At 71.3% G+C, this 9759-nt stretch carries 9 protein-coding genes; 7 read left to right on the top strand and 2 right to left on the bottom strand.

Annotated features, from left to right (window positions below):
- Nucleotides 1-80 precede the first annotated feature (80 nt).
- Nucleotides 81-638: a zinc-binding dehydrogenase gene (locus tag ABTZ89_RS29950; RefSeq protein ID WP_351050944.1), complete on the top strand. Its 558-nt coding sequence runs from the start codon at nt 81-83 to the stop codon at nt 636-638.
- A 4-nt stretch (nt 639-642) separates the two neighbouring features.
- Here ABTZ89_RS29950 and ABTZ89_RS29945 read toward each other — a convergent pair whose 3' ends face one another.
- On the bottom strand, nt 643-1560 hold the full coding sequence (locus ABTZ89_RS29945) for an SIS domain-containing protein (protein ID WP_270951959.1): 918 nt from the start codon (nt 1558-1560) through the stop codon (nt 643-645).
- A gap of 218 nt (nt 1561-1778) precedes the next feature.
- On the opposite strand from ABTZ89_RS29945, the gene ABTZ89_RS29940 reads away from it, so the two are divergent.
- Nucleotides 1779-3146, top strand: coding sequence for a sugar porter family MFS transporter (locus ABTZ89_RS29940; RefSeq protein WP_270951960.1), 1368 nt, complete (start codon nt 1779-1781; stop codon nt 3144-3146).
- 85 nt (nt 3147-3231) lie between these two features.
- Here the strand turns inward: ABTZ89_RS29940 and ABTZ89_RS29935 are convergent, their stop codons facing one another.
- Nucleotides 3232-4011 (bottom strand): GntR family transcriptional regulator, encoded by a 780-nt coding sequence (locus tag ABTZ89_RS29935; RefSeq protein WP_351050939.1) that lies wholly within the window; start codon nt 4009-4011, stop codon nt 3232-3234.
- A gap of 345 nt (nt 4012-4356) precedes the next feature.
- Here ABTZ89_RS29935 and ABTZ89_RS29930 point away from each other — a divergent pair, with 345 nt between their 5' ends.
- From ABTZ89_RS29930 to ABTZ89_RS29910, 5 genes are all read left to right on the top strand, one after another.
- Complete coding sequence (locus ABTZ89_RS29930; protein WP_270951962.1) at nt 4357-5388, top strand: ABC transporter substrate-binding protein; 1032 nt, start codon at nt 4357-4359, stop codon at nt 5386-5388.
- Nucleotides 5389-5391: 3 nt separating this feature from the next.
- A complete protein-coding gene (locus ABTZ89_RS29925) occupies nt 5392-6909 on the top strand; it encodes a sugar ABC transporter ATP-binding protein (protein WP_351050935.1) in 1518 nt (505 codons plus the stop codon).
- A 49-nt stretch (nt 6910-6958) separates the two neighbouring features.
- Nucleotides 6959-8020 (top strand): ABC transporter permease, encoded by a 1062-nt coding sequence (locus tag ABTZ89_RS29920; RefSeq protein WP_270951964.1) that lies wholly within the window; start codon nt 6959-6961, stop codon nt 8018-8020.
- A gap of 91 nt (nt 8021-8111) precedes the next feature.
- On the top strand, nt 8112-9035 hold the full coding sequence (locus ABTZ89_RS29915) for a saccharopine dehydrogenase NADP-binding domain-containing protein (RefSeq protein ID WP_351050932.1): 924 nt from the start codon (nt 8112-8114) through the stop codon (nt 9033-9035).
- Nucleotides 9032-9759 (top strand): phosphotriesterase family protein (locus ABTZ89_RS29910; protein WP_351050929.1); only part of this gene is annotated, 728 nt, incomplete at its 3' end. The genes ABTZ89_RS29915 and ABTZ89_RS29910, both read left to right, overlap by 4 nt.

The raw sequence follows: 9759 nt of genomic DNA, 5'->3' as shown, positions 1-9759 counted from the left end.
ATGCAACCCTCGACCGCTCCCCCCCGACGAAAGCCCAGTGAGGACACCTCGATGACTGCCGATGTCGCCGCCTCGACCGGGTGGCGCTGACGCCCGGATCCGACGTCGTGGTGTTCGGCGCCGGGCCGACCGGCCTGCTGCTGGCGCAGCTCGCCGCGCACTCCGGGGCCGGTCGGGTGACGGTGGCGGCGCCGACGCCGTCGAAGCTGGCCAAGGCAGCGGAGTTCGGCGTGGACCGCACCGTGCGCCTCGACCGGTCCGACCCGTCGGCCGGGCTCGCCGAACTGCGCGCGCTCGCGCCGGAGGGCTTCGACGTCGTGGTGGACGCGACCGGCGCGGTGTCGGTGCTGGAGGAGACCTTCGGCCTGGTCCGCGAGGGCGGGACGATCGTCGTGTACGGCATGGCCGCGGAGTCGGCGAGCTGGCCGGTGCCCGCCTACGAGGTGTTCCGCCGCGAGCTGACGATCATCGGGTCCTTCGCGCAGCTGCACGGGATCGAGCGGGCACTGCGGGTGCTGCGCTCGGGCCGGGTGCGGACCGACGGGATGATCACGCACCGGTTCTCGCTCGACGAGTACCCGGACGCGTTGGCGGCGGTGGCCGACAGCAGCTGCCTGAAGGCGGTTCTGGCGCCCTGACGGGCTATTCGGGCCGGGACGCGGCGGGGGGTCGCGTCCCGGCCCGCATCGCGGTCAGCTCCTCCTTCATCCGCTGCAGGCGGACCAGGTGCTCCGGCGGGCGGCGCAGCGCGACCCCGGTGGCGAGCACGTCGACCACCACGAGCGCGGCCAGCCGGCTCAGCGTCGGCGTGTAGAAATCGGTGTCCTCGAAGGTCTTCACGACCAGCGGCACGTCGGCCAGCTCCGCCAGCGGGCTCTGCTCGCCGGTGATCCCGAGGACCTTCGCGCCCTGCTCCTGAGCGGCCGCCGCCACGTCGAGCACGCTCTGCGTCCGGCCGGTGTTCGACAGCGCCACCATGACCGTGCCGGGCCCGGCCAGCGACGCGGCGATGAACTGCTGGTGCGCGTCCACGGGTGCGGTGCACGGGATGCCGAACAGCGGGAACTTCTGCTGGGCGTCCTGCGCGACGATCGACGACGCGCCGAACCCGACGAACACCGCCTCGTCCGCCTCGACCAGCAGCTCCACGGCCTGCTCGATCTGCGCCGTGTCGAGGGCGCGGCGGGCCCGGTCGAGGCTGCTGATCGACTGGTCGAACACCTTCGTGATGAGCGTGGGCACGGATTCGCCGGGTTCGATCGCGCTGTGCGTGGCGGGCAGCCCGAGCGCGACGGTCTGCGCGAGTTCGAGCTTGAACGCCTGGAAGCCGCGGGCGCCCATCGCGGTGCAGAACCGCATCACCGTCGGTTCGCTCACGCCCGCGCGTTCGGCCAGTGCCGCCATGCTCAGGTGCACCACGTCGCTGGGGGAGGCGAGCACGGCTTCGGCGACTTTGCGCTCGCTGCGGCGCAGCTCGCCCATGCGCGTCGCGATCGCTTCGAGGAGCGGGACCTTGCTGTTCTGCGATTCCTCGTCCGGCTGGTTCGCCGCCACGTTCACCCGTCGTCCCCTCGTCGGCGTTGTCGGTCGGGACCAGCCTAGTCCAGCTGATGTAGTGATACTACGAAAGACCGCGCGGCAATTCGGACATCTCGTCGCGCCGCCTTGACATCCTGTACGGACAGGAGGTCTCATCTCTCGCGGTTCGACAGTTGCCCGTGGGGCGCTGTCCAGCGTCGGTGCCCGCACCGGGCCCGCCTTCTCCTGGAGCCTCGTCCATGACTTCACCTGTCCTCGACCGATCGAGAGCATCGTCCCGGCGGCGCGCCGGGGTGTTCGGCGCCGCCGCGATCTCGGCGCTGGGCGGCTTCCTCTTCGGCTACGACCTCGGGATCATCTCCGCCGCGCTGCTCTACATCACCCCGCAGTTCCAGATGTCCGAGATCGGGCAGCAGGTCGTGGTCGCGGCGATGCTCGCCGGCGCGATCGTGGGTGCGTTGACCGGAAGCCCGCTGACCGACCGCATCGGCCGCAAGCGGACGCTGCTGGTGCTTTCGGCGGTGGCGGCCGTCGGCGCGGTCGCGTGCGCCGCGGCGCCGGGCTTCGGTGCGCTGGTGGTGGCGCGGTTGGTCCTCGGCATCGCCATCGGTGCGACGTCTTCGTGCGTTCCCGCCTACATCGCCGAGATCGCCGCCCCGCACATCCGCGGTCGACTGGTGTCCAGCTTCCAGCTGATGGTCACGGTGGGCATCCTGGCGTCCTACGTGGCCGGTTACGCGCTGGCCGACGCGGCAGCGTGGCGGTGGATGCTGGCGCTGGCCGCGATCCCGGCCGTGGTGATGTTCTTCGGGCTGTTCCGGCTGCCGGAGAGCCCGCGCTGGCTGCTCGCCCGCGGTCGCGTCGACGACGCCCGCCGGGCGCTCGCCCGGACGTTGCCCGCCGACGAGATCGAGTCCGAGATCGCGGCCATCTCCGCGGCTGCGGAAGCCGAGCGGGGACTGACGTACCGGGACCTGTTCGGCGCCCGGCTGCGGCCCGCGGTGCTGATCGGCGTCGGCGTGGCGGCGACCAACCAGCTCGTCGGCGTCAACGCGGTGATCAGCTACACGCCGACCCTGCTCACGCAGGCGGGCTTCGGCGACTCCTCCGCCCTGCTGTCCTCGGTGGGCATCGGCGCCGCCAACATGATCTGCACCCTGATCGCGCTGCTGCTCATCGACCGCGTCGGCCGGCGCCCGCTGCTGCTGGGCGGCACCGCGGTCGTGGTGCTCAGCCTGCTGTTCCTGGGCGCGCTGTACCTGCTGCCCTCGCAGTCCGGCGTCGTGGGCGGTCTGCTGGTGGCGGGCCTGATCCTCTACATCACCGCGTTCTCGGTCAGCCTCGGCATCTCGATCTGGCTGATCAACAGCGAGATCTTCCCGACCCGGGTGCGCGGCAAGGCCTCCGGCCTCGGCTCCCTGACGCACTGGGGGCTGGACTTCATCATCTCGCTGACCGCGCTCAGCCTGATCCAGCTGATCACGCCCACCGGGCTGTTCTGGGTCTACGCGCTGTTCGGCCTCGTCGGCCTGGTGTTCTTCGCCAAGCGCCTGCCGGAGACGAAGGGCCGCACCCTGGAGGACATCGAATCCTCGCTGCGCCGCTGACGTTTCCGCAGCCGACCCTGTCCTTCGTGGACGGTCCCGCTCGCCGCTCACCTCCGTGGGCGGCGAGCGGCTTGCTGGTGGGCGGCTAGGCGGTGACGCGCATCAGGGTGTTGGGGCTGCTCGTGGTCGAGCTCTCCAGGTCGACGTCGAACCGGCTGCGGTCGCCGCGGTGGAACGCCACGAACATCTCCACCGGGCGGTCGTCGACGCCGAAGCTGGTGCTGCGCAGCAGCAGAACCGGATCCCCGTCCGGGATGTCCAGGTCGGCGGCGAGCTCGGCACTGGCCTTGGTGGCCTCGACCGACCGCCTGCCCCGCTTGAGCTGGACCCCGTAGTGCTGCTCGAGCAGGGTGTACAGGGACTGGGTGGTGAGGTCCTCGTGCTCCAGCCCGGGCGCGATGTGGTGCGGCAGGTGGGTCACGGTGAACACCCAGGGTTCGTCGTCGACGAACCGCAAGCGCTCGATGACGATCACCGGGGAGCCCGGCGCGAGGTCCAGGTCGGCGGCGATCTGCTCGTCGGCCGGGACGACCTCCATCCGCCGCACGTTGCTGCGCAGCGACGACCCGCGGGCTGCGACGTCCGCGTAGAGGCCGGTGAGGGACCGGACGAGCCCTTCGGCGATCTTCGGCTTCGAGACGAACGTGCCTCGCCCCTTGATGCGCTCGATGACGCCTTCCGCTTCGAGGTCCGCAAGCGCCTGGCGCACCACGGTGCGCGAAACGTCGTAGGTCTCGCAGAGCTCGTGATCGCCGGGCAGCCGATCGCCGGGTGACATGCCGCGCCGCTTGATGTCGCTGACCACGATCTGCTTCAGCTGGTGGTAGAAGGGCAGCGGGGACGAGCGGTCGATACGTGTCACCATGTCATGAGAGGATATCAGGACTCCCGCCCCGGGCCGGCTGACTCGCCGGGGCGATCGCCGCTCTGCGCAGCGCTCATCGCCGTGAGAGCTACCGGCATCGAAATCATCTCCAGCACGTCTGACGCGCGAACCGATACCAGTGATCTCCGAGGTCTTGACATCCTGTCATGACAGGACGACAGTTAAGCCACTTCTGGTCCGAAGAGGGCTCCGGCTGGGCGCTCGAACGCGGAAGCGGTGGGCGCGTGCTGCGAGGCGAGGGCGCGCCGCGCCACGTGCCGTTCCAACCCGAGGCCCGTCGCGGGCTGAGCCGGATTTCAGCGAGTTAGTGAACGAGGAGCTGCAATGGCGCGCATACGGTTCGTCTCGTCCGGTGTCGCGGCCGCGATCGCGGTGGTCGCGGTCGGTGCCGGGCTGGTCGGCGGGAAAGCGGCCTTCGGGCCGTCCGCGGCGGGTGCCGGCTCCGGCACCAGCGGGGTCGCCGGGACCAAGGTCGACGTGATCACCAAGGCGACCGACTCGGAGTTCTGGCAGTCGATGCTGGCCGGATCCGAGAAGGCCGGCGACGACCTGGGTGTCGAGCTGGGCCTGTTCGGCCCCACCTCGGAGACCGACATCGACCAGCAGGTCAGCCTGGTGGAGAACTCGATCGCCCGCGGGGCCAAGGCGATCGTGCTCGCCTCGAACTCCTCCACCGCGCTCAACAGCGCGGTGGACCGGGCCAGGGCGCAGGGCATCAAGGTGATCACGGTGGACAACTCGATCACCACCGCCTCCGAGGGCTTCATCGGCACCGACAACGTCAAGGCCGGCCAGCAGGCCGGGCAGCGGATGTGCGAGCTGCTCACCGCGCAGGGCAAGGAAGCGGGCAAGATCCTGCACGAGAGCTCGACCTCCGGCCAGCAGGTGCTGACCGACCGGCTGACCGGGTTCACCTCCGGGCTCGCCGAGAAGTGCCCGCAGGCGAAGGTCGTGCAGACCGCGGTCAACGACAACGACCTGAACAAGGCCGTCGGCCAGGTCAACGACGCCATCACCGGAATCCCGGACCTGGCGGGCGTTTTCGCCGACAACAACACCTCCGGCACCGGCGCGGCGCGCGCGGTCGCCGAGCGGGGTGCGGCCGACCGGCTCGCGGTGGTGGCGTTCGACTCCGACCCGGCCGAGGTCGAGGGCGTGCGCAACGGATCCGTCGACGCGATCCTGGTGCAGAACCCGTTCTTCTTCGGCTACCAGGGCGTGGTGGAAGCGGCGATGTCCGCCGCGGGCAGCACCCCGCCGGTGAACCTCGACCCGGGCGCGGTCGTCATCGACAAGTCCGATGTGGACAAACCGGAGTACGCCCAGCTGCTCGACCCGCCGAAGACCAAGGGCTGAGCGATGGCCGACACCGCAGTGATCAGCCTGCGCGGCGTGCGCAAGACCTACCGCGCCGTGACCGCGCTGGACGGCGTGGACCTGGAGGTCCTCCCCGGCGAGGTGCACTGCCTGGCCGGGGAGAACGGGGCGGGCAAGTCGACCCTGATCAAGATCCTCACCGGCGCGGAGACCCGCGACGCGGGGGAGTACCGGGTGGCCGGGGAGCCGATGCGCCCGGTGCTCACCCCCTCGGCGGCGCGCGATGCCGGGGTCGGCGTCGTCTACCAGGAGCTCAGCCTGCTGCCGGAGCTCACCGTGTCGGCGAACCTGTGCATGGGGCGCTTCCCGTCCCGCGCCGGGTTCCGCGATCTGCGGCGGCAGCGCGAGATGGCCACCGCGATGCTGTCCCGGGTGGGGCTGGCGGACCTGGACCCGGAAACCCGCGTGGCCGAGCTGCCTACCGCGACCCGGCAGCTGGTGGAGATCGCCCGGGTGCTCGGCCAGAACGCGAAGCTGGTGATCTTCGACGAGCCGACCACCGCGCTGTCCGAGCAGGAAGCCGCGGCGCTGCTCGACCGGATCCGCGCGCTGCGCGACGAGGGCGTGGCCGTGCTCTACGTCAGCCACCGCATGGAGGAGATGTTCGCCATCGGCGACCGGGTCACCGTCCTGCGCGACGGCAGGTTGGTGGCCACCGAACCGATGGCCGAGCACACCGAGGACACCTTGGTGCACGCCATGGTCGGCCGGAACATCGAAAGCCTCTACCCGGGCGAGCGGGCCGAGCCCGGGGACGTCCGCTTGGAGCTGCGCGGGATCCGGCCGGTCGGCTTCGACGAGCCGGTGGACCTCTCGGTGCGGTCCGGGGAGATCCTCGGCCTGGCCGGACTGCTCGGCTCGGGACGCAGCGAGCTGCTGCGGGCCGTGTTCGGCGCCGACCCCGTTCTGGCCGGCCAGGTGCTGGTGGACGGCCAGGCGGTCGACACCTCCTCGCCGCGGGCGGCCGCGCGCAGCGGGATCGGCCTGCTGACCGAGGACCGCAAGGAATCCGGGCTGATGCTCGGGTTGAGCATCGAGAAGAACGTGGCCATGGCCAGCATCGGCTCGGTCAGCTCGCTCGGCGTGCTGCGCCGCGGCAAGGTGCGCGACCACGTTTCCGCCGCGGCCGACGGGCTGCGGGTGAAGTTCGGCGACTGGACCGACCCGGTGTCCTCGCTCTCCGGCGGCAACCAGCAGAAGACGCTGGTCGCCCGGTGGCGGGCGACCGGTGCCAAGGTGCTGCTGCTCGACGAGCCGACCAAGGGCGTGGACGTCGGCGCGAAGGCCGACATCTACCGGGTCATCGCCGAGCTAGCGGCCGCCGGGCTGGCCGTCGTGGTGGTGTCGTCCTACCTGCCGGAACTGCTCGGCCTGTGCGACCGGATCGCCGTGGTCCGGCAGCAGCGCATCGCCGGGTACCTCGATCCGGCAGAGGCCACCGAGGAGGACGTGCTGCACCTGGCCAGCCCCGTCGCCGCCGGCGCGCAGGAGACCTCATGAACCGGGAACCGAACGGGCGCGGGCGCCCGATGAGAACACAGGAGATGCGATGACCGACGTCGCAAGCGCCCCCGCGCCTTCCGCGGCGGGCGGGAAGCGCAAGCGCAAGTCCAAGCCGGAACCGGCCGATTCGGAGATCCTGCGGCTGAGCCACCTCTTCGACCGCGGGTTCGGCGGCATCCCGGTGCTGCTGCTGATCGCGTTCGGGCTGAGCCTGGCCACCGACTCGTTCCTGAGCGGGACGAACCTGGACAACCTGGGCCGCCAGGTGTCGATCTACGCGATCATCGCGGTCGGGCAGCTGCTGGTGATCCTCACCGCCGGCATCGACCTGTCGGTGGGTTCGGTGGTCGGCCTGGCCGGGGTGGTCGCCGCGACCGCGGTGTTCGAGACCACCGGTGGTCTGCCGGTGGCGCTGTCCGTCGTCCTCGCGCTGATCGTCGGCGCAGGCGCAGGGTTGATCAACGGCGTGCTGGTGGCGGTGCTGCGGATGCCGCCGTTCATCGTCACCCTGGGCATGATGGGCATCGCCCGGGGCGCGACGCTGCTGCTGACCGACGGCCGCACGGTGCAGCCGCTGCCCGCGGAGTTCACCGCGATCGCCGGCGGCTCGCTGTTCGGGGTGTCCAACCTGACCTGGCTGATGCTGCTGGTGACGGTCGTGATGGCCTGGCTGCTGCGGCGCACCGTCTGGGGCCAGTACGTCTACGCCGTCGGTTCGAACGTCGAATCCGCCCGCCTGACCGGTGTTCCGGTGCGAGCGGTGCTGCTGTCGGCCTACGCGCTGTCCGGGCTGCTCGCCGCGTTCGCGGGCGTCCTGCTGGCTTCCCGGCTGGGCAACGGTGTTCCGACCTCGGGCACCGGCTACGAGCTGCAGGCCATCGCCGCGTGCGTCATCGGCGGGGCCAGCCTGTTCGGCGCCAAGGGCACCGCGCTCGGCGCGCTGGTCGGTGCGCTGGTGGTCGGGCTGCTCAACAACGGCGGCACGCTGCTCGGCGTCGACCCGTTCTGGCTGCAGATCGCGATCGGGGTGCTGATCCTGATCGCGGTGGGCGCGGAGAACCTGCGCGGTGGGAAGTCGCGCGGTCTACCCGGGATGGCGGGGAAATGAGCGGCGCTCCTGAGGCCGTAGACCGCATGGGCCCCGGCGCCTCCTCCGGCCGCACGCCGGAGAGTCGCGCACAGATCGAGGAGAAGACCGCATGACCAAGCTGAACGACGACGCGGCGATGGGTTTCGTCGGTGTGAGCACCGGGGAGTCCTCGATCCGCAAGGTCTTCCCGGCCTGGGCCCGGGTGCTCGGACTGCCATCGGACCAGCTGGTCGGCTTCGACCTCCCGGTCGGGGCCAGCCGCGAGCAGTACCGCGAGGTGGTCGGCGCGATCCAGGGCGACCCGGGGCTGCGCGGAGCGCTGATCACCACGCACAAGATCGGGGTGCACGACGCGGCCGGGGACATGTTCGCCGAGCTGGACGAGTTCGCCGGGCTCTGCGGGGAGATCTCCTCGGTGTCCAAGCGGGGCGACGCGCTGGTCGGGCACGCGAAGGACCCGATCACCGCCGGACTGTCCATCGAGGAATTCCTCGCCCCGGACCACTTCGCCGAAACCGGTGGGGACCTGCTGTGCCTCGGCGCGGGCGGGGCCGGCACGGCGATCGCCTGGTACCTGGCGCGCCGCGACGACCGGCCGCGCCGGATCGTGTGCACCGACACCGACGAGCACCGCCTGGCCGAGCTGGTCGAGGTGCTGCGCCGAGGCGGACTGGACACCGACGACGTCGTGGCGGTGGTGGCCGACGGGCCCGCCGACGAGCTGGTCGCGGCGTGCCCGGAGGGCAGCCTGATCGTCAACGCCACCGGTCTCGGCAAGGACCGGCCGGGTTCGCCGCTGTCGGACGAGGTCCGGTGGCCGCGCAACGCCGTCGTGTGGGAGCTGAACTACCGGGGGAGCCTGGAGTTCCTGCACCAGGCCCGGGCGCAGGAGGAGTCGGCGCAGCTCACCGTGGTGGACGGCTGGCGGTACTTCATCCACGGCTGGTCGCAGGTGATCGCGGAGGTCTTCGACCTGGAGCTGGACGAGCAGACCGTCGGCGAGCTCGCGGCGGCGGCCGAGGCGGTGCGATGACGGTCCGCACCGTCCTCGGCGACGTACCTGCGCAGGAGCTCGGCCGCACCGACTACCACGAGCACCTGTTCCAGGTCACGCCGTTGCTGCCGGGCGACGAGCTCGACGACGAGCAGCGCAGCGGGCAGGAGGCGCAGCACCTGCGCGAGGCCGGGATCGAGGCGATGGTCGAGGCGACGCCGATCGGCCTCGGCCGGGACCCGGCCGGGATGGCCCGCATCGCCGAGCGCACCGGCCTGCACGTCATCGCGACCACCGGCGCGCACCGGCAGGCCCACTACCCGGACGACCACCCGCTGCTGGCCGGCACCGAGGACGAACTGGCCGAGCGGTTCACCGCCGACCTGGTCACCGGCATGTCCGATGTGGACGGAGTGCGCGCCGGGCTGCTGAAGGCGGGGATCGGCTACTGGTCGATCACCGCCTTCGAGCACCGGGTGCTGGCCGCGGTCGCCGCCGCGCACGCGGCCACCGGAGCACCGGTGATGGTGCACCTCGAACACGGCAGCGCCACCTTCGAGGTGCTCGACGAGCTGGGCTCCCACGGTGTTCGGGCTGATCGGGTGGTGCTCGCGCACGCCGACCGCAACCCGGACCCCGGCCTGCACGCCGAGCTCTGCGCGGCCGGGGCCTACCTCGGCTACGACGGCATCGCCCGGCACCGCGACTGGCCAGCTCGTGCGGTTCGGGCAGCTCGAAGGGCATGTCCTCGACTTCGGCCAGG

The organism is Saccharopolyspora sp. NPDC002686, assembly GCF_040295745.1.
In the GTDB taxonomy this organism is placed as follows: domain Bacteria; phylum Actinomycetota; class Actinomycetes; order Mycobacteriales; family Pseudonocardiaceae; genus Saccharopolyspora; species Saccharopolyspora oryzae.
This window is presented reverse-complemented; position numbering and strand designations above follow the sequence as displayed.